This window comes from Micromonospora sp. RTGN7 (assembly GCF_033804645.1).
GTDB lineage: Bacteria > Actinomycetota > Actinomycetes > Mycobacteriales > Micromonosporaceae > Micromonospora.
On the sequence record NZ_JAPZLF010000017.1, the window covers coordinates 107,630 to 127,066 of the forward strand.

The 19,437-nt window shown below is 68.9% G+C and carries 13 protein-coding genes and 5 pseudogenes; 11 read left to right on the top strand and 7 right to left on the bottom strand.

The features are described from left to right. Window positions 1–250 precede the first annotated feature (250 nt). Window positions 251–2,275: a family 10 glycosylhydrolase gene (locus SNR22_RS22610; RefSeq protein WP_320068640.1), complete on the top strand. Its 2,025-nt coding sequence runs from the start codon at window positions 251–253 to the stop codon at window positions 2,273–2,275. Window positions 2,276–2,357: 82 nt separating this feature from the next. On the opposite strand, the gene SNR22_RS22615 is transcribed toward SNR22_RS22610, so the two are convergent. Both SNR22_RS22615 and SNR22_RS22620 read right to left on the bottom strand, forming a co-directional pair. Next, complete coding sequence (locus SNR22_RS22615) at window positions 2,358–2,579, bottom strand: hypothetical protein (protein ID WP_320068641.1); 222 nt, start codon at window positions 2,577–2,579, stop codon at window positions 2,358–2,360. Window positions 2,580–2,784: 205 nt separating this feature from the next. After that, a pseudogene (locus tag SNR22_RS22620) lies at window positions 2,785–3,261 on the bottom strand (DUF6069 family protein). 132 nt (window positions 3,262–3,393) lie between these two features. Between SNR22_RS22620 and SNR22_RS22625 the strand changes: the two are divergent. From SNR22_RS22625 to SNR22_RS29455, 4 genes and pseudogenes are all read left to right on the top strand, one after another. After that, the gene (locus SNR22_RS22625; RefSeq protein ID WP_320068642.1) at window positions 3,394–3,804 is read left to right on the top strand and encodes a hypothetical protein; all 411 of its coding nucleotides are present in this window, start codon (window positions 3,394–3,396) and stop codon (window positions 3,802–3,804) included. Beyond that, window positions 3,723–4,562, top strand: coding sequence for a sensor histidine kinase (locus SNR22_RS22630; protein WP_320068643.1), 840 nt, complete (start codon window positions 3,723–3,725; stop codon window positions 4,560–4,562). Before SNR22_RS22625 ends, SNR22_RS22630 begins: the two co-directional genes overlap by 82 nt. Further along, on the top strand, window positions 4,550–5,215 hold the full coding sequence (locus tag SNR22_RS22635) for a response regulator transcription factor (protein ID WP_320068644.1): 666 nt from the start codon (window positions 4,550–4,552) through the stop codon (window positions 5,213–5,215). The genes SNR22_RS22630 and SNR22_RS22635 overlap by 13 nt, the downstream gene beginning before the upstream one ends. Before the next feature lie 153 nt (window positions 5,216–5,368). After that, window positions 5,369–5,836: pseudogene (locus tag SNR22_RS29455) on the top strand (DUF6346 domain-containing protein); the annotation flags it as partial. A gap of 161 nt (window positions 5,837–5,997) precedes the next feature. Here the strand turns inward: SNR22_RS29455 and SNR22_RS29460 are convergent. Continuing rightward, window positions 5,998–6,174: pseudogene (locus SNR22_RS29460) on the bottom strand (alpha amylase C-terminal domain-containing protein); the annotation flags it as partial. A 366-nt stretch (window positions 6,175–6,540) separates the two neighbouring features. Between SNR22_RS29460 and SNR22_RS22645 the strand changes: the two are divergent. Continuing rightward, window positions 6,541–7,398, top strand: a complete 858-nt coding sequence (locus tag SNR22_RS22645) for a hypothetical protein (protein WP_320068646.1) — start codon at window positions 6,541–6,543, stop codon at window positions 7,396–7,398. 33 nt (window positions 7,399–7,431) lie between these two features. Then, the gene (locus SNR22_RS22650; RefSeq protein ID WP_320068647.1) at window positions 7,432–7,821 is read left to right on the top strand and encodes a hypothetical protein; all 390 of its coding nucleotides are present in this window, start codon (window positions 7,432–7,434) and stop codon (window positions 7,819–7,821) included. A gap of 108 nt (window positions 7,822–7,929) precedes the next feature. Here the strand turns inward: SNR22_RS22650 and glgB are convergent, their stop codons facing one another. Both glgB and SNR22_RS22660 read right to left on the bottom strand, forming a co-directional pair. Next, a complete protein-coding gene (gene glgB / locus SNR22_RS22655) occupies window positions 7,930–10,032 on the bottom strand; it encodes a 1,4-alpha-glucan branching protein GlgB (RefSeq protein WP_320068648.1) in 2,103 nt (700 codons plus the stop codon). Continuing rightward, complete coding sequence (locus SNR22_RS22660; protein WP_320068649.1) at window positions 10,020–12,113, bottom strand: alpha-1,4-glucan--maltose-1-phosphate maltosyltransferase; 2,094 nt, start codon at window positions 12,111–12,113, stop codon at window positions 10,020–10,022. Before SNR22_RS22660 ends, glgB begins: the two co-directional genes overlap by 13 nt. 612 nt (window positions 12,114–12,725) lie before the next feature. On the opposite strand from SNR22_RS22660, the gene SNR22_RS22665 reads away from it, so the two are divergent. The 4 genes and pseudogenes from SNR22_RS22665 to SNR22_RS22680 form a co-directional block, all read left to right on the top strand. After that, window positions 12,726–15,713: an RHS repeat-associated core domain-containing protein gene (locus tag SNR22_RS22665; RefSeq protein ID WP_320068650.1), complete on the top strand. Its 2,988-nt coding sequence runs from the start codon at window positions 12,726–12,728 to the stop codon at window positions 15,711–15,713. Window positions 15,714–16,067: 354 nt separating this feature from the next. Then, a complete protein-coding gene (locus SNR22_RS22670; protein WP_320068651.1) occupies window positions 16,068–16,766 on the top strand; it encodes an RHS repeat-associated core domain-containing protein in 699 nt (232 codons plus the stop codon). Between the two features lie 446 nt (window positions 16,767–17,212). After that, window positions 17,213–18,304: an IS630 family transposase gene (locus SNR22_RS22675; protein WP_320068652.1), complete on the top strand. Its 1,092-nt coding sequence runs from the start codon at window positions 17,213–17,215 to the stop codon at window positions 18,302–18,304. 30 nt (window positions 18,305–18,334) lie between these two features. Then, window positions 18,335–18,655: pseudogene (locus SNR22_RS22680) on the top strand (hypothetical protein); the annotation flags it as partial. 14 nt (window positions 18,656–18,669) lie between these two features. Here SNR22_RS22680 and SNR22_RS22685 read toward each other — a convergent pair. Together SNR22_RS22685 and SNR22_RS22690 are read right to left on the bottom strand one after the other, a co-directional pair. After that, on the bottom strand, window positions 18,670–19,128 hold the full coding sequence (locus SNR22_RS22685) for an NUDIX hydrolase (protein WP_320068653.1): 459 nt from the start codon (window positions 19,126–19,128) through the stop codon (window positions 18,670–18,672). A 181-nt stretch (window positions 19,129–19,309) separates the two neighbouring features. Continuing rightward, window positions 19,310–19,437 (bottom strand): annotated as a pseudogene (locus SNR22_RS22690) (transposase); the annotation flags it as partial.

Below are 19,437 nucleotides of genomic sequence, written 5' to 3' on the forward strand. Positions count from 1 at the left end.
GGTGTGGCACGGGAAACCTCGCCATTCGCGGGTGGCTGCGTCCGTCTCGGCTTGTCGAGCCTACCCATTCAAATCCGCTCCGTGCGGGGCCGGTATACGCACCGCGCATATCGAAGCCGCGTTCGCGGACGCCTCCGTGGGTCACCCCGGTCTGGGTCGGGCCGGGCAGCAGAGTGCCGGAGCGACCCCGATCGGTGAAAGTTGTGAAGGATACTTGCGCGATGGCCCGGCAACATCGAACATTCTCTTCGTGCGTAGAGACTATGGTCGATTCCTTTCCGGTGCGGCGCTGACGGTGGCGCTGGCGCTCGGCGTGGCCGTCCCCACCGGCGCCACCGCCTCCCCGCCCGCCACGCCGGACACCGTGCCGGTGGCCGCCCAGGTGGCCTGCGTGACCGATCCGGCCACCCCGAAACGGCAGTTCCGGGGCATGTGGATCGCCAGCGTGGCCAACATCGACTGGCCCAGCCGCACCGGGCTCACCGCGGCCGCCCAGCAGGCGGAGTACCGGGGCTGGCTCGACCTGGCCCAGCAGCGGCGGATGAACGCCGTCGTGGTGCAGATCCGCCCCACCGCCGACGCGTTCTGGCCGTCGACCTACGAGCCCTGGTCGCAGTGGCTCACCGGCACCCAGGGCGGCAACCCCGGTTACGACCCGCTGGCCTTCATGGTGGCCGAGGCGCACGCCCGTAACCTGGAGTTCCACGCCTGGTTCAACCCGTACCGGGTCGCCAACCACACCGACCTCACCAAGCTGACGGCCAGCCACCCGGCCCGCAAGAACCCGGGCTGGGCCGTCGCCTACAACGGCCAGCTCTACTACAACCCTGGCATTCCCGCCGTCCGCGCCTTCGTGCAGGACGCCATGATGGACGCCGTCAGCCGCTACGACCTCGACGCCGTGCACTGGGACGACTACTTCTACCCGTACCCGGGCAGCGGTGGGGGATTCCCCGACCAGGCTACCTTCGCCCAGTACGGTGCCGGCTTCAGCAACATCGGTGACTGGCGGCGCAACAACGTCAACCTGCTGGTCCAGGAGATGCACAACCGGATCCAGGCGGTCAAGCCGTGGGTGAAGCTCGGCGTGAGCCCGTTCGGCATCTGGCGTAACGCCGGCACCGACCCGCTCGGCTCGCGCACCACCGGCCTCCAGGCGTACGACGCGATCTACGCCGACACCCGCCGCTGGGTCAAGCAGGGCTGGATCGACTACATCGCCCCGCAGATCTACTGGCACATCGGCCACCCCTCGGCCGACTACGCGGAGCTGATCCGCTGGTGGTCGGAGACCGTCACCGGCACCAACGTGCAGCTCCTCGTCGGGCAGGCCACCTACCGGGCCGGCGCGTCCGGGCAGGACGCGGCCTGGCAGGACACCGCCGAGCTGAGCGACCACCTGACGGCCAACCGGGCCTACCCTCAGATCGCCGGCGACATCCACTTCAGCGCCAAGGACGTGCGCGCCGATCGGATCGGTGCGGTCACCCGGGTCGCGAACGACCACTACCGCCGTCCGGCCCTCGCGCCGGCCGGGGTGGGCGGCGTCGCGCCGGCCGCGCCGAGCCTCACCTCGGCGGTACGCGGCACCGGCGGCGTCACCCTGACCTGGCAGCGTGGCACCTCCGGGAGCACCGCCCAGTACGCGGTCTACCGGCTGTCCGGTGACGGCGCGGTCGACCCCTGCGACCTGGCCGACGCCCGCAACCTGCTCGGCACGGTCCGCGCCTCGGGCAGCACCGGCACGTTCACCGACGCCACCGCCGCGGCCGGCTCGACCTACCGCTACCTGGTGACCGGCCTGGACCGGCTGCACGCCGAGAGCGCGGCCAGCAACGCGCGGCTGGTCACCGGCACCGGCGGCGCGTTCAGCGTGATCGTGGACAACGCCACCGCCGGCGGCTTCACCGCCGCCGCCACCTGGGGCACGTCGTCGTACCTCACCACCCGGTACGGGGCCAACTACCGCTTCGCCGAGCCGCAGGCGGTCAGCGACCCGGCCTGGTTCACCGCGACGCTCCCCGCCGCCGGCTCGTACCGGGTCGAGGTCTGGTACCCGGCCGACGCCGGCTACAACAGCGCCGCGCCGCACCTGGTGGTGACGGCCAACGGCACCGTGACGACCAAGGTCGACCAGCGCACCGGCGGCGGCCAGTGGCGGGTGCTGGGCACCTACGACCTCGCCGCCGGCACCCGCCAGGTCGTCGGGGTCAGCCGCTGGACCAGCACAACGGGGTACGTCGTCGCCGACGCCGTACGGATCACCCGCCTCTGAGCCGAGCTGCGCCGGGACCGGGACGCGTCATCGCGCTCCCGGGCCCGTCCGGCCGTGGCCACGCAACGCCCGTCATCCCTGGTCAGAGCTCGAACGAACCCGGGGCGACCCAGGAGGAGTGGATCAGCTCCCGCTCGGTGGCGGCGAGGTGGGCGGTCGTGGCGAGCCAGGCCCAGGCGTACCGGTCCGGGTCGGGGTCGGCACGGCGACCCCCGGAGACGGCCAGCTCCACCAGCCGGCGGACCCGCCACAACGGGGACTCCGCGACCACGTCGGCGCCCAGGCCGAGGACCGGCTCGGCCATTCCCGTTGCTTCACGAGGCGGGAGGTGCCCGCCCTGGATCTTGTCGTACCCGAGGTCCGCCCGGCCGTGCCATTGCGTCGGCAGCCGGAGCGTCGCGCCGACGCGTGGAACGGCCGAATTCGATCAACGCGAGGGGACGCTTACAGCACCGACCGACAAGACGGGAACGCGGCGGCCCGGGGGAGAAGAGTCGGTCCTACCGGTACTACCGGCAGCGTCGCCGGCCGGGCAGTCCGATGATCAGCGCCGCGCCGACGGTCAGGTGCATGCCGAGCAGCACCAGCCGGCTGCTCGTGCCGACGCCGCTGCCCAGCGGGCCGGCCAGCGAGAGCACCAGCACGATCAGCGCGATGATCCGGAACGTCCGGGCCGGGCGGCGGACCGTCCGCTCCAGCAGCGCGAGCAGGGCCTAGGCGGCCAGGCCAGCGGCGAGCGCGGCCCCCACCACGGCGACCGGGCCGACGTGCCGGGTGGCGTCGCCCTGGCGGACGGTCAGGTCGATGCCGGCCCAGGGGTCGTTGACGGCCCAGAGCAGCAGGGCGCAGGCCGCCCCCGCAGCGACGGTGACCGCGCGACGGGTACGCCGTACGGTGGTCGGGGTCGGGGTCGGGGTCGGGGTCGGATCGGGCTGGCGGCTGTCGGTGGTCGTGGTCGGGTCGGGCTGGCGCTTGTCGTTGGTCATGCCGACGAGCGTCGCGGTTCGGGGTCGGCGCGCACATCCGGCCGCCGGCCGCGCCGACGCCCACCGAAGAGGAACCCCATCACCATCTTTGGTAGGTCTCGGTGAGCGGCGTCCGACGGTTAGCCTCGCCGGGTGAACGGCTTCTCCCTCGGGTCGGACGACTGCGACCGCCGCCCCCGCCTCGTCGCCCTGGCGACGCTGCTGGGCTCGTCCGGCGTGCTCGTCGCGGTGACGCTTGTGGGCTGGTGGGGCAGCCGCCCGGCCGGCCCGCTGCTCGCGCTCGACCTGGTGGCCGGCGCGCTGAGCCTGCTGTCGATGCCGCTGATGCTGTGGCGGCCGGTCGCGGCCACGGCCGTGCTCACCGTGCTGGCGGCGGTGTCGCCGGCGGCCACCCCACCGGCCACGATCGGCGCGCTGCAGGTGGCCCGGCGCAGGCGCGTCCCGGTGGCGGTCGGGTGGCGGTGGCCGGGATCGCCGGGCACCCCGTCCGGGGCGTCTGGCGGTCCAACGACGGCATCTCGTACGGCTGGTGGCTGGCGCTGATCGCCGTCGGTTACGGCGCGCTGCTCGGCTGGGGGGCGTGGGCGCAGGCCCGCGAGGCGCTGATCCGCTCGCTGCGCGACCGGGCCCGTCGCGCCGAGGCCGAGCAGGGCCGCCGGGTCGCCGAGGCGCGCATGCTGGAACGCCGCAAGATCGCCCGGGAGATGCACGATGTCCTCGCCCACCGCCTGTCGCTGCTGGCCACCTTCGCCGGGGCGATGGAGTACCGGCCGGACTCCTCGCCCGAGCGGTTGTCCAAGGCCGCCGGGGTGGTCCGGGACGGCGCGCACCAGGCCCTCGACGAGCTGCGCGAGGTGATCTCGCTGCTGCGCGACGACGACCCGGGCGACGGGGAGGGCAGCCGACCGCAGCCGGTGCTGGCCGACGTGCCGCGCCTGGTCGAGGAGTCCCGCGACGCCGGCACGGAGGTGCTGCTGCGCGAGGCGGTCAACGAGCCGGCCGAGGCGCCGCCGGTGGTGGCCCGCACCGCGTACCGGGTGATCCAAGAAGGGCTGACCAACGCCCGCCGGCACGCCGCCGGTCAGCCGGTCCAGGTCGCCCTGCGCGGCGGGCCCGGTGTGGGGCTGGAGATCGACGTCCGCAACGCGCTGCCGCCGCCGCGCGCGACGCCGCCCGGCGGGTCAGACGGCGCCGGGCTGGTCGGGCTCACCGAGCGGGTGCAGCTGGCCGGCGGGCGGCTCGACCACCAGGTGATCGGCGGCGAGTTCCGGTTGCACGCCTCGATACCATGGCCGGCGTGACCCCGCCGCCGGTGCGCGTGCTCGTCGTCGACGACGACGCCCTCGTCCGCGCCGGGCTGACCATGATGCTCGACGGCGCACCGGGCATCGCGGTGGTCGGCGAGGCCGCCGACGGTGACCAGGTGTCGGCCGCCGCCGACGCGCACGCCCCCGACGTGGTGCTGATGGACCTGCGCATGCCCCGCGTCGACGGGATCACCGCCACCCGCCGGCTGCGGGCCCGCCCACGGCCGCCCGAGGTCATCGTGCTGACCACCTTCGACACCGACGAGAACATCCTGCACGCGCTGCGGGCCGGGGCCAGCGGCTTCCTGCTCAAGGACACCCCGCCGGCCCGGATCGCCGAGGCGGTCCGACAGGTCGCGGCCGGCGAGCCGATCCTCTCCCCGCGCGTCACCCGCCGGCTGATGGACCGCGTCGCCGTCCAGGCCGGCGCGTACGGGCGGGCGAAGGCCACCCTCGCCGCGCTCAGCCCGCGCGAGCGCGACGTCGTGGCGGCGATCGGTCAGGGCCGCAGCAACGCCGAGACGGCGGCCGCGCTCGACCTGACCCTGGCCACCGTGAAGACCCACGTCTCGCACATCCTGACCAAGCTCGACCTCGACAACCGCACCCAGTTGGCGCTCCTCGCCCACGACGCCGGCCTCGGCTGACCGCCGGCCGGTGTCCCCGTCGAGGTTGACCACGCGCAGGTCACCGGTGTCGGTGACGTCCCGCAGGAAGCCCGGCGCTCGCGCCGGCCAACTGATCCCGACGAGGCACGAAGGGGGAAGTGCGTCCAGTTGAGTGGTGCGGGGCCGGACGAAATGACGGAGATTCAGCGCGCGCAGATCGCCACCTACGAGCGACGCGGGCCGTTCTGGGGCAGGCTGACGCACTTCGCAACGGCTGTCGCCGCCGTCGCCGTCATCGTCGTCACCACACTGGTGGTCGACACGGTGGCGAGCTTCTATCCCGGCACCGGGGACGGGAAGTCCACCCCGGCCGAGGCCACGGTGCGGGACTGCCAGCGTGCCGGTCCGGTGGGCGGCGACGGCCTGGGCTACTGGTGGCACTGCGAGGTGACGATCCGGACCCACGACGGCCGCGAGGTCGACACCGTGTTGGCGCACTCGATCGTCACCCCGGCCGATCGCGGCAAGCCCGTCGAGCTCCGGGAGGCGTGCTACGGGAAGAACAATTCCGACTGCCGATACGGGCGTCCCGCGTGGCGCGTCTGGCCCCTTGCCCTCCAGATGTTGTACCTGGTGCGGAACGCCCTGGTCCTGTTCCTGCTCTGCCTGATCTGGTACGCGCTGCTGCGGACCGTGCTGGGTGTGCCGCGGTACTACGCCCGGCTGCGCCGCCAGGAGGCGAAGAAGCCCGTGAGCCGCGCGGAGGAACGTCTGCGAGGGCTGATGGAAGGTGTGAACCGGCCCGCAGCTGAATCCCCGGCTCAGCTCCTGCGCAGCCAGAGCACGCCCAGCGGGGGCACCCGCAGCGCCACCGACGCCGCCATCCCGTGCCACGGCACGTCCTGCGCGTGCACCTCACCCAGGTTCTCCACCCCCGACCCGCCGTAGTGGTGGGCGTCGATGTTGAGCACCTCCGTCCACGTCCCGGCGGCGGCCAGAGGCGATCATCACCGCACCGAGCGGGGGAGGGGACTATTGCAGCTCGTCGCCGATTTGGGCGAGTACGTCCGACCGGCCGTCCCCGGTGTAGTCGATCACGCGCTTGTCAGCGGCGGTGGCGAAGCCGGAGGCGACCTCCATGCTGACGCCGCGGCTTCACGGTCTCGAAGACCGCCGTCACGGCGGCTACCAGACGTCGGTCACCTTCTACGACGCCCTGCTGCGCAGCCGGCAGACCCAGGCGGTCACCCCGCAGGGCGGACGGATGATCACCGACATGTTGTACGACACCCGGGGCTGGACCAGGGCGCACCACGGTCGTCCCGCCCGCCGGCGGTGCGGTCAAGGCGACTGTCACGGACCCGTTGGGCCGGAACAAGGAGCTGCACGAGTACAGCGTCCGCCCGACGGTCAGCACTCCGGCGGACACCTTCACCGGTGACTTCACCGTCACCGGCGGCACTGCCATGGTCAGCAGGTACGGCTACGACAACCGCGGCAACCAGTCGACGCTGACCGACGCGGAGAACAACGTCTGGACTTCGACGTACAACCTGCTCGGCCAGGTGGTGGCGAAGTCCGACCCCGACGCCGGCAGCAGCAGCATGGTCTACGACGCCAACGGCAAGCTCGTCCAGCCCACCGACGGCCGCAATAAGACGCTCTCGTTCACCTACGACGCCCTCGACCGCAAAACCGGTGAGTACGCTGCCACCGTGACCAATCAGTCGTCGGCGAACCAACGCGCGGCCTGGGCCTACGACAACAGCAACGCCGTCGCCGGTGTCACCAACGCCATCGGCAAACTGACCACCACCGCCTACCGGGGCGGGCAGGCATATTCCAGTCAGCAGAAGGCGTTCAACGTCTTCGGCAACAGCCTCGGGCAGACAGTCACCATCCCCGCCACCGAGGGCGCTCTCGGAGGGTCGTACCTCAACACGACCACCAACGTCATCGACGGAAACCGCTACTACAACCTGCCCGGCGGCGGCAGCGGTATTCGCTCCGGCAGCGGCACCGCCTACACATTCGCCGGCGCCGACCATCAGGGCACCCCAACGCTCTACCTCAACAACACCGCCCAAAATCCCACCTGGCGGCAGTACAGCCCTTACGGCACGGCCCGAGGAACAACTGTCGCCACCCCTGATAACCGAGGATTCCTCAACAAGCCGGTGAGTCCTGCAGGGTGCGCCATTGTTGGTGCCCGTGCCTACTAGCCTGTTTCTGGCCGGTTTCTATCTGTCGATCCATTGCAGGACGTCGGCCAACCCCAGCAGTGGAATGGGTACTCCTATGCCAACAACACCCCTGTCACTCTGAGCGATCCCACTGGCCTCATTCCCGACGACTGCAAGTATTTTGACTGCTACGGCATTGAGAAAGGGCTCAGAATGAGCACCTCAGGTGTGCCTGCCAAGAGCTGGTTGTGCAACTATTATTCGCTCGGCCTTCCTCTTGGGGAGGGACAGGGGGACGTGGCCGCGTTACTGCGCCATGTTGCTGATTCAATCGATGCGCTACGCGCTACTGGAGATCTCGACATTCTCGGCCTCAACTACGCTGCCGGGGAGGTGAACGAGTTCGGAGAGTGGCCGAGGGTTGTCGTCTTCTACTCGCTCCAAGCTAGCGGAGCGAACTAGGCATGACGGTGATTTAGCGACGACTGGGGTTGACGCACCCAAAATATTAGGGATGCGCCAACCCCAGTGCTGGCGATCGGCATAGGTGAATCTCGGCCGACGGCCGGGTCAGTCGCGCCGAAGCCAGAGTGCGCCCAGCGGGGGCACCCGCAGCGCCACCGACGCCGGCAGCCCGTGCCAGGGCACGTCCTGCGCGTGCACCTCACCCAGGTTCCCCACCCCCGACCCGCCGTAGTGGTGGGCGTCGGTGTTGAGCACCTCCGTCCACGTCCCGGCGGCGGGCAGGCCGATCCGGTAGTCCTCCAGCGGCAGCGCGGAGAAGTTCGCCACGCAGACCAGCGTCGCCCCGTCCGGGGCGATCCGGACGAACGCCACCGTGTTGTGGGTGACGTCGTCGCCGACGATCCAGCGGAAGCCGGCCGGCTCGGTGTCCTGCGCCCAGAGCGCCGGGGTGTCCCGGTAGACCCGGTTCAGGTCGCCGACGAGGCGTTGCACGCCGGCCCGCGCCGGGTCGTGCAGCAGGTACCAGTCGAGGCCACGTTCCTCGCTCCACTCCCGGTCGTCGCCCAACTCGCAGCCCATGAAGAGCAACTGCTTGCCCGGGTGCGCCCACATGTACGCCAGCAGCGCCCGCACGTTGGCCAACCGCTGCCAGGTGTCGCCGGGCATCTTGGCGGCGAGTGAGCCCTTGCCGTGCACCACCTCGTCGTGGCTGATCGGCAGCACGTAGTTCTCGCTCCACGCGTATGCCAGGGAGAAGGTGAGCTGGTGGTGGTGGTGCTCCCGGTGGATCGGGTCCTTCGAGGTGTAGAGCAGGGTGTCGTGCATCCAGCCCATGTTCCACTTGAACCCGAAGCCGAGCCCGCCGTCGGCCGTGGGGCGGGTGACGCCCGGCCAGGCCGTGGACTCCTCGGCGATCATCACCACTCCGGCGTGGTGCTTGTAGACGGTGGCGTTGACCTCCTGCATGAAGGCGAGCGCCTCCAGGTTCTCCCGGCCGCCGTGCACGTTGGGCAGCCACTGCCCCTCGGGCCGGGAGTAGTCCAGGTAGAGCATCGAGGCGACCGCGTCGACCCGTAGCCCGTCAACGTGGAACTCGTCGCACCAGTAGAGCGCGTTGGCGACCAGGAAGTTACGCACCTCGCGGCGGCCGAAGTCGAAGACGTACGTGCCCCAGTCGGGGTGCTCGCCGCGGCGCGGGTCGGGGTGCTCGTAGAGCGGGGTGCCGTCGAAGCGGCCCAGGGCCCACTCGTCCTTGGGGAAGTGTGCCGGCACCCAGTCCAGGAGCACCCCGATCCCCGCGTCGTGCAGGGTGTCGACGAGGTGCCGGAAGTCGTCGGGGTTGCCGAACCGGGACGTCGGCGCGTAGTAGCCGGTGACCTGGTAGCCCCAGGAGCCGCCGAACGGGTGCTCCATCACCGGCATGAACTCCACGTGGGTGAAGCCCAGCTCAGTGACGTACGCGGTGAGCTGCTCGGCCAGTTCCCGGTAGCCGAGGCCGGGCCGCCACGAGCCGAGGTGCACCTCGTACACGCTCATCGGCTCCTGGTGCGGCTGCCGCCGCGCGCGTCGCGCCAGCCAGTCGGCGTCGTTCCACTGGTACGTCGAGCGGTGCACCACCGACGCGGTGGCCGGCGGCACCTCCGCGTACGCGGCCATCGGGTCGGCCTTGTCCCGCCAGTGCCCGTCGGCGCCCAGCACCCGGTACTTGTACCGGGCGCCCTCGGGCGCGTCAGGGACGAAGATCTCCCACACCCCGCTGGAGCCGAGCGAGCGCATCGGCCAGCCGTCGTCCGGGCCCCAGCCGGTGAAGTCGCCGACCACCCGCACGCCGCGCGCGTTGGGCGCCCACACGGCGAACGCCACGCCCCCGTCGCGGACCCGGGCGCCGAGCGCCTCCCACAGCCGCTCGTGCCGGCCCTCGCCGATCAGGTGCAGGTCCAGCTTGCCGAGGGTGGGCGGGTGACGGTACGGGTCGTCGTGCATCGCGCCGTCGGCCTCGACTCGGTAGTCGAGCACCTCACCGGGCAGGACGGCCTCAAAGACGCCCGCGTCGTGCACCCGGGTCGCCGGGTGCCGCTCGTCACCGACGAGCACGCTCACCGCCTGAGCGCCTCGGCGCAGGGTGCGGATGGTGGTGCGCCCGTCGGCGGGGTGCGCGCCGAGCACGGCGTGTGGGTCGTGCGCCGCGCCGGCGATCAGCTCGTCCATCGTGCGTCGTCCTTGTCAGCCGCAGCGGTGGGGGCGGTGCCCCCGGAGAGTTCGGAGGGCACGGCCTGCACGGTCAGGTCGGGCGCGGCCGGCGCGGTCGGCTCCACCGGGGGCAGTGCCGGCCGGCGCACCGTGAACACGTGCGCGGGTTGCAGGTACGGGTCGAGCCGTACCGCGTTGTGCAGCCCCCAGTCGTAGCCGGCGCCGGTCAGCTCGTCGTGCACGGTGAACCGCTCGTGCCAGTCGAGGCCGAGCGCCGGCATGTCGAGGGTGACGTTGCCCCACTGCACGGTCTGCGAGTCGAACGAGCAGACCACGATCACCGTGTTGCCGGTCTCCGGGTCGTGCTTGGACCAGCACAGCAGCCCGGGGTTGTCGATGTCGTGGAAGACCAGGTTGCGCAGCCGGTGCAGGGCCGGGTTGTCGTGGCGCACCCGGTTGAGGGTGGCGACGAAGGGGGCCAGCGAGCGCCCCTGCGCCTGTGCGTCCGCCCAGTCCCGGGGGCGCAGCTCGAACTTCTCGTTGTCCAGGTATTCCTCCGCGCCGGGGCGGGCGGTGTGCTCGAACAGCTCGAAGCCGGCGTACATGCCCCAGGAGGGGGAGAGCAGCGCGGCCAGCACCGCCCGAATCTTGAACATCGGCGGGCCGCCGTGCTGCAACGTCTCGTGCAGGATGTCCGGGGTGTTCGGCCAGAAGTTCGGCCGCATGTAATCGGCCGACGCGACCAGCTCCTCGCAGTACTCCCGCATCTCGGCTGGCGTCGTGCGCCAGGTGAAATAGGTGTACGACTGGGTGAAGCCGATCTTGCCGAGCCCGTGCATGATCGCCGGCCGGGTGAACGCCTCGGCGAGGAACAGCACGTCCGGTTCGACCCTCTTGACCTCGGCGATCAGCCAGTGCCAGAAGTCCAACGGCTTCGTGTGCGGGTTGTCGACCCGGAAGATCCGGATGCCCTCGCCGATCCAGTGCAGCACCACCCGCAGGATCTCCGCCCGGATGCCCTCCGGGTCGTTGTCGAAGTTCACCGGGTAGATGTCCTGGTATTTCTTCGGCGGGTTCTCCGCGTACGCGATGCTGCCGTCGGCGCGGGTGGTGAACCACTCCGGGTGCTCGGTCACCCACGGGTGGTCCGGGGCGCACTGCAACGCCAGGTCCAGCGCCACCTCCAGGCCCTGCTCGGCGGCGGCGGCGACGAAGGCGCGGAAGTCCGCCGGCGTACCCAGGTCGGGGTGGATGGCGTCGTGGCCGCCCTCGGCCGCGCCGATCGCCCACGGCGAGCCCACGTCGTCGGGGCCGGCAGTGAGCGTGTTGTTGGGGCCCTTGCGGTTGACCCGGCCGATCGGGTGGATCGGCGGCAGGTAAAGCACGTCGAAGCCCATCGCCGCGACCCCGGGCAGCCGGTCCAGCGCGGTGACGAACGTGCCCGACCGGGCGGGCGCGTCGACCGTGGCGGGGATCGCCCCCTCGGAGCGGGGGAAGAACTCGTACCAGGCGGAGAAGAGCGCCCGGGGGCGGTCTACCCAGAGCCGGTGCTCCGAGCCGGTGGTGACCAGCTCGCGCACCGGGTACGCCCAGAGCAGGTCGGCCAGGTCGAGGGCCGGGGCGACCCGCCGGGGCAACTCCATGTCGGCGTCACCGAGCGCCGCCACCGCCGCCGTCACCCGGTCGACGTCGGCGGCCGGCACGAGGTCTACGGCGGCGGTCAGCACCCGCGCGCCCTCGGCCAGGTCGTTGGCCAGGTCGGCCGCGCCCTGGCCGGCGGCGATCTTCTTGGTCACCGCGTTCTGCCAGGTCAGGTACGGGTCCTGGAACGCCTCGACGGCGAACGTCCACGCGCCGACGGCGTCGGGGCGGATGGCGGCGTGCCAGCGGTCCTGGCCGGGCTCGCCGGGGCGCATCCGGGTGAACGGCCGGGCCTTGCCGTCGGGGCCGAGCCAGACCACGTTGCAGCCCAACGCGTCGTGTCCCTCCCGGTAGGCGCGCGCCGACACCGGCACCGCCTCGCCGACCACCGCCTTGGCCGGGTAGCGACCGCAGGCGACGGCGGGGGAGACGTCTTCGATCGGGAACCGTCCAGTCACTCCGCCAACCTACTGTGCGAGATCGTCTCGCGCGCGGCCAAGCGGCCACCGGCACCCGCCCCGGCTCACCCGGCCTGCGCGGGCAGCATCCGAGGGTCAATGACGGACACTCGGAGCTCTGGTGCGGGTACCAAGCGTGATCACGTAGAGCTACTGGTTGTCGTTGATTTGTGCACCTGTGCGGCTTTGATCCTTTCTGTTTGTAATCTTTATTGACCTACTGCCGGGGTAACATGAGTCAGGACGAAAGTCGAAATTTACCCAGCTCGTAGTGCTGACGATGCGCATTTTTGTGCTCTCCTGCGGGCTGACGGTCGTGGCGTGGCTTGTTCCGCTGTTCGCGGAGGCGACGTCCCGCGTGAATCGGGATCTGGCATCTCTGGCGGAGGCCGGGCCGACGTGTGAGGCGGTTTCTCACCCGCCGCGTGCCGGCGACTGACCGCGCACCAACCTTCCGAGACAATTCTCTTTCCTTGCTTTCTTGGCGCCCGCATATCCGGGGTGCTGTTTCAGCCTGCGCCGGTTCGGTTTTATGCCGTGCCGAGTGCGGTGAGGTGTGTCCAATTTCCGGCGGAAACAGGTCTGCCGGTCATCCATTAATCAGGAGTGTTCATGGTCCAACGTCATGCGGCTGTAGGGGTGGCGTCCGCGCTGCTGGCCGCGTCGGTGCTGGCGGTTCCGCCGGCCGTGTCCGCCGCGCCCGCGGCGGCGAAGGAGACGGCATCGGCGCCGCAGGTGTCGCCGCGGTCGTCGTCGAAGGTGTGGTTGTTCGACAGTCCGCGGGGTGCGGCGCTGCCGGTGTCGGCCGCGGGGGCGGCACCGTCGGTGCCGAAGGGCACCGGGCCGGTGCGTAGCGGCACGCAGGTGTCGTTCTCGCTGACCGACCGCCTGGAGGCGAAGGTCAACGTCGGGTCCGGGAACCTGATGCTGCTCAGCACCGACCTGACGCTGCCGGGGATCGCGGGCAACGTCACGGGGTGGAAGCTGACCGAGCACGGCAGCGGTAAGGAGTTGTTCTTCACCTCCGACGGTCTGCTGGACAAGACCGAGGACCGCAACGACAACGTCACCGACTACGTCTACAGCGGCGGGCAGCTCACCCAGGTGACGTCGGACCGGGGTGGCGCGTACGCCCGTAAGGCGACGGCCACCTTCGCCAACGGCCGGCTGACGAAGTACCAGCAGAGCGACGGATACGACGTGCTGCGTGAGGTGACCTACGAGTACGACACCAACAACCGGCTCAAGGCCATCCAGACCCCGGTGACGGCCCGACGGTGGGCGTTCGAGTACGACACCGCCGGTGACCTGGTGAAGATCTGGACCAAGGACGACACCTACAGCACCGTCACCTACGACGGGCAGCACCGGGTCACCTCCTTCACCCAGGTCACCAACAACGCCACCGGTCAGGGCGCGACGACCCGGTTCGCCTACCCCACCTCGTCGCAGACCAAGGTCGCCGACCCCCGGCAGGACCTGTCGCAGCCGGTGGCGTCGGTGCCGCACACCACCTACGACCTCAACAGCGACAAGCGGGTCACCAAGACCACCGACCCCGCCGGCAACGAGCGCTCCAAGACCTACACCCCGTTCAGCGACGTCGCCACCGACGTCAGCCCTGAGGGCAGCACCGTCACCAACACCTACGGCGCCAACGCCGGCGAGTCGCTGACGAAGTCCGCCTCCCCCTCGGGCTCGAGCGCCTCGGCGGCGTACGCCAACGCGGCGACCTCGACGAACCCGACGGCGAACTTCCAGCCGTCCTCGTCGATCGACACCCAGAGCAACTCCTCCACCTACACCTACAACGGCGCCGGTAACCGCACCTCCACCGCCGACGCCCTCGCCGCCAAGGCCGACGTCGACTACAACACCAACGGCACCGTCAAGACCTCCACCGACCCGGCGAACACCAACAACCCCACCACCTACACCTACGACAGCGACAAGCAGATCACCACGCTCACTCCGCCCACCGGCAATGGCCTGGCGGTCAAGACGTTCACCTACGACGTCCTCGGCCGGATCGCCACCGTCACCCAGGGCGGATGCACCACCACGAACGAGTGGAGCAAGGACGACCGGGTCCAGAAGACCAGCTACTCCGGCTGCGGGACGCTGCCCGACGTCACCTTCGAGTACGGCCGCGCCGGCAACCTGATCAGCCGCGCCGACTCCACTGGCACCACCACCTGGGAATACGACCAGCTCAACCGCCTGCACAAGCGCACCAACCCCGGCACCGCCGCCTTCGTCTACGAGCACGACCTCGCCGGCAACCTCACCGACCTGACCGACGGCCGGGGCACCACGAAGCACTACTACAACACCCGCAACTGGCTGGTCCGCACCGACACCGCCAGCGCCACCCGCTACAACTACTCCTACGACAACGACGGCAACCGCCTCAACACCTGGTTCGCCACCGACGCGACCAACAGCGTCTACGCCCTGCGCGTCAAGACGGTCTACGACAAGTCCGACCGGCCCACCCGCATCACCGCCACCCGCAACTCCGCCACCCCCGCGATCATCTTCGACGTCACCTACTGCTACGCCGAGTACACCTCCGGGCAGCCCTGCTCCACCGCCACCGCCGACGACACCGGCCTGCGGCAGTGGCAGAAAGACGAGGTGTCCAACGCGATCAGCGAGTTCACCTACGACCAGGCCAACCGGCTGACCAAGGCCACCAACTACAACGGCAAGACCTACGAATACGCCTACAACAGCAACGGCAACCGCACCAGCGTCAAGGTCGACGGCACCACCACCCAAACCCTGACCTACAACACCGCCAACCAGATCACCACCACCAACAACACCTACGACAACCGCGGCAACCAGACCCGCACCAGCAGCCCGACGGTCAACCCCGTCACCTACAACGGCGCCAACCAGATGACCGCCGCGAACACCGGCACCTACGCCTACGCAGGCACCGACCAGGTCGAACTCACCCGCGCCGGCACCACCACCATGCAGTACGGCTACGAAGACCAACACGGCATGCCCTGGCTCCAGTCCTGGACCGCCAGCGGCAGCACCGTCTACGTCGAACGCGACGCCATCGGCACCCCCCTGGGCCTGCGCATCAACGGCACCGACACCGCGTTCGTCCTCGACGGACTCGGCACCCCCATCGCCGCCGTCAAAGCCAACGGCACCCTCGCCGCCACCTACAAATACGACCCCTACGGCAACGCCACCACCACCGACGAAACCAACCTGGGCGCGAGCAACCTTGTCCGCTACGCTGGCGGCACCTACGACTCTACGACCGGGTTCACCAAGTTCGGCCAGCGCTGGTACAACCCCCAACAGGGCCGTTTCACCCAACAGGACAACCTGAGCTTCATCGGCAGCCCGAAGCAGGGAAACCGTTACGCTTATGCTGGCTGCAACCCGACGAACTACATCGATCCAACCGGCCAAAGCTGTGCGACGAAGGTGGCCTTCGCTTTCGGTGCGGTAGTTGCATTCGAGGTCGCAGTAGCTGCTACGCCGGTGACGTGGGTCTCGAGCCTGATGGTTGCAGGAACCTGGGTTGTCGCTGCCGGAACCCTACAGGAGATGGTGGAAGAGTGTGGCTGGTAAAGGATCTGTTAATGGTGCTGCAATTTGAAAAATAAACTCCTTCGCGCCCTGCTCGTCGCCGTAATCGTTTTGACATGCCTGGCGCTGCTTGTGGAGGCTTTGTCAAATGATCTCTCTTGGGAGGCGGTTTCACTAGGAGGGGCGCTGCTGTTGTTATGTGCGATATTGTTCGCAGTGGTCACGCGAGGGAACTCCTCTAGATCCTCTAAATGAATGACAGAAGCAGCCCCGGGCGAGCTCAGGCTCAGCGCTTCGGGGCTGCTTCTGTCATAAGGTCCGGCGTCGCTGCAGGCGGCCCTGCTGGCGGCGGGTCGTCCGACGGGCGGGTGGCGACCACGACGCGAGCCGGGAGACGTGAAGACGGGGCTGGGGGCCGTTGCAAGCCTCGCCAGGGTTCGATGGCAGATAGCCCGTATACGTCGAACGAGACAGCATCGGCACCCCGCTGGGCCTTCGCATCAACGGCACCGACACCGCGTTCGTCCTCGACGGACTCGGCACCCCCGTCGCCGCCGTAAAGCCAACGGCACCCTCGCCGCCACCTACAAATACGACCCCTACGGCAACGCCACCACCACCGACGAAACCAACCTCGGCACCACCAACCTCATCCGCTACACCGGCGGTACCTACGACCAGAGCACCGGCTTCACGAAGCTCGGCCAACGCTGGTACAACCCCCAACAAGGCCGCTTCACCCAACAAGACAACCTCAGCTTCATCGGCAACCCACAACACGGCAACCGATACGCCTACGCCGGTGGCAACCCGATCAACTACGTTGACCCGTCAGGTAATAGTTGGACAGCTGCGCTTGCTGGTGGCCTGCTCGGTGCTGTCGCTGGTATGACCGCATGGGGCCTGTCGGGCGGCAACCCTATCGTTGCAGGTGCGGTGGGCGGCGGTGTCGCTGGATTCGCGCAAGCAGCCATCGGGGATGCCGAAGACGGCGGACCGGTCGACTGGGGCAACGCCGCTGCCGAGGGATTGATCGGCGCAGGGCTAGGCGCGGGTCTGGGTTACCTCCAGGGGTTGCCATTCAGGCCTATGTGACGATGACGTCGGGCGGCAAGAGTTGCTCCTCACCATCTGGTCCGTCTACGAAATGAGTAGGAGTAAATGAATTGGGCTACGCACGGTTACCGCCCCGGAAGAAGATGAGCCTCGCCGAGAGTAATTACTGGTTCTTGGCCTCTGTGTCGCCCTGGGCTATCCTCTGGTCCGGGTACGAGTTGATCTCAGGTGAACGCAGAGACCCGCTGCCGTGGGTGGTGCTAATTGGTTCCGTTGCGGCACTGATGATCGGTGTAGCGGGGCTGATTGTGCGAAGATCCCGACGGCAATGACCGCTCCAGCCACGGCGGCCGCGAAGGCGACCGCCGTGGCTGTTCGGTGCCAAGCGGCCAGCTATCCTCACCGGCCGACGCGAACGCAACGACACCCCACCGCTAGTGTGTCGCGCCGGAAATTCGCCTGATAAGTCGGTGTAGGGTGGGTCGATGGCACGAACAGGGCGCCCCACCGCACCGCTGGTGTTGACTGACGAGGAACGTACGACATTGACCCGCTGGGCGCGGCGGGCGAAGTCCGCGCAGATCCTCGCGATGCGGTCGAGGATTATTCTGGCGTGCGCCGAGGGTGCATCGAACACCGATGTGGCAACAGACCTGCGTGTTCATGTGTCTACGGTGGGCAAATGGCGGCGGCGGTTCCTGGCCGAACGTCTCGACGGCCTGATCGACGAGCAACGTCCCGGCCGGCCACCCTCGATCGCCTTGGACAAGGTCGAAGAAGTCGTCGTGGCGACCCTCGAGCAGACCCCGCGCAACGCCACCCACTGGTCACGGGCGTCAATGGCCGAGAAGTCGGGGCTGTCGAAGTCGACGATCGGCCGAATCTGGCGCGACTTCGGCCTGGAGCCACACCGGGCAGACACGTTCAAGCTGTCCACCGATCCGCAGTTCATCGAGAAGGTCGTCGACGTCGTCGGTCTGTACCACCACCCGCCGGAACGGGCCGTGGTGCTGTGCGTGGACGAGAAATCCCAGATCCAGGCCCTGGAACGCTCCCAGCCGGTCCTACCGATGATGCCCGGCATGCCCGAGCGCCGCACCCACGACTACCACCGCAACGGCATCACCAGCCTGTTCGCCGCATTCGACATCGCCGACGGCTCGGTCATCAGCGAATTTCACCGTAAGCACCGGGCGACCGAGTTCAAGAAATTCCTGATCACCATCGACAAGAGCGTCCCGGCCGAGCTCGACGTGCACCTGATCTGCGACAACTACGGCACCCACAAAACGCCGGCAGTACGTGCCTGGCTGGCGAAGCACCCACGATTCCACATGCACTTCACCCCGACCGGCTCATCATGGATCAACCAGGTCGAACGCTGGTTCGGCTTCCTCACCGACCAGAAAATCCGCCGAGGCACCCACAAAAGCGTCCAGGCCCTCGGAGCCGACATCCGATCCTGGATCGCTGACTGGAACAGCAACCCCCGACCGTTCATCTGGACCAAGACCGCCGAAGAGATCCTCGAATCACTCGCCCGATTTTGTAGGCGAACTTCCGGCGCAGCACACTAGTGCGCGCCAGCAGCCCCTCTTGCGGTCGCTACTGGTCATCTTGACGCGTACGTCGGGATCGGCACGAACCCGTGGGACATCTCGCCGGGATGGGCGCTCGTTGACGCGGCCGGCGGCAAGTGCCTGAAGTTCGAGGTCACTGGCGGGTATGAGGCGTTCGTGGTTGGCACGCCAGCTATCAGCGAGAAGATCGCCGCCGTCGTGGCTGAGAATGCGCGAACGTTCGTCGCGGCGCGGGCCTTCCCTGCACGCGGACCGCGGACGGCAGCTTCTCCTGCACCGCAGACGGCTTTGCGTCCGGGGGGCATCACTGCCCAGCGTGGGCCCGGTGATGCCGAACAGGGCCGCTGATCGTGGCGTATCGGCTATCGGTAAACGCCGGCTCGGCCCGCCCGCAGGTCTTCAAGCGCGTCGGTGTGCTGTTGGTGGCTCAGCGGCGGCAGGGCGGACAACGCGAAGAAGCGCAGCTCTTGGGTTTCCCTGTCGCCCTCGGTCAGCTGGCCTCCGGCGACGGAGCAGCGGAAGAACACCGTGATCGGCTGCGTGACGTCGCCATTCGGGTAGACGTGGCGGTACTTGGTGTACACACCCAGCAGGCCGTCAATCTGTACCTGCAGTCCGGTCTCTTCGGCGACTTCCCGCACCGCCGCCTCCTCGGCCGACTCGCCGAGTTCCATGGCGCCGCCCGGCAGCCCCCAGCAGCCGTCATCACTGCGACGTTGCAGCAGCACGTGGCCGTCGTGCAGCACACACGCGCCGGCGAAGTTCAGGAAGATCGGGGCTTGGCCAATCTGTTGTCGTAACCATCCGATGTAGTCCGGCAACTGCAGCCCTTCACCTTGCAAGATCCTCAGTGGGATCCTGACCTTACCGCCCACCCTCCGGAAGGACCACGCCATGGAACGCGACCCGATCTCGCAGGGCCAGGCCGCTGGGTTTGAAGCGGCCCTTGACGTCCTCGCTCAATTGATCGGCTATGCCAGCACCAAGGCCGACGAGGCGGTTCAGGTCCTCGACAACCGCATCGGTGACCTTGCTAATCAACTCACGGGACACGTCGGCGCCGTAGACCTCGGCCAGATGCGACTGGATTTCTCCGGTGGTCAAACCCTTGGCATACAACGACAGGATCA

Excerpts from the sequence above, each read along its gene's own strand:
- SNR22_RS22615 (WP_320068641.1), bottom strand. The coding sequence starts at position 2,579 with ATGGCCGAGCCGGTCCTCGGCCTGGGCGCCGACGTGGTCGCGGAGTCC.
- SNR22_RS22675 (WP_320068652.1), top strand. The coding sequence starts at position 17,213 with ATGGCACGAACAGGGCGCCCCACCGCACCGCTGGTGTTGACTGACGAG.
- SNR22_RS22635 (WP_320068644.1), top strand. The coding sequence starts at position 4,550 with ATGGCCGGCGTGACCCCGCCGCCGGTGCGCGTGCTCGTCGTCGACGAC.
- SNR22_RS22665 (WP_320068650.1), top strand. The coding sequence starts at position 12,726 with ATGGTCCAACGTCATGCGGCTGTAGGGGTGGCGTCCGCGCTGCTGGCC.
- glgB (WP_320068648.1), bottom strand. The coding sequence starts at position 10,032 with ATGGACGAGCTGATCGCCGGCGCGGCGCACGACCCACACGCCGTGCTC.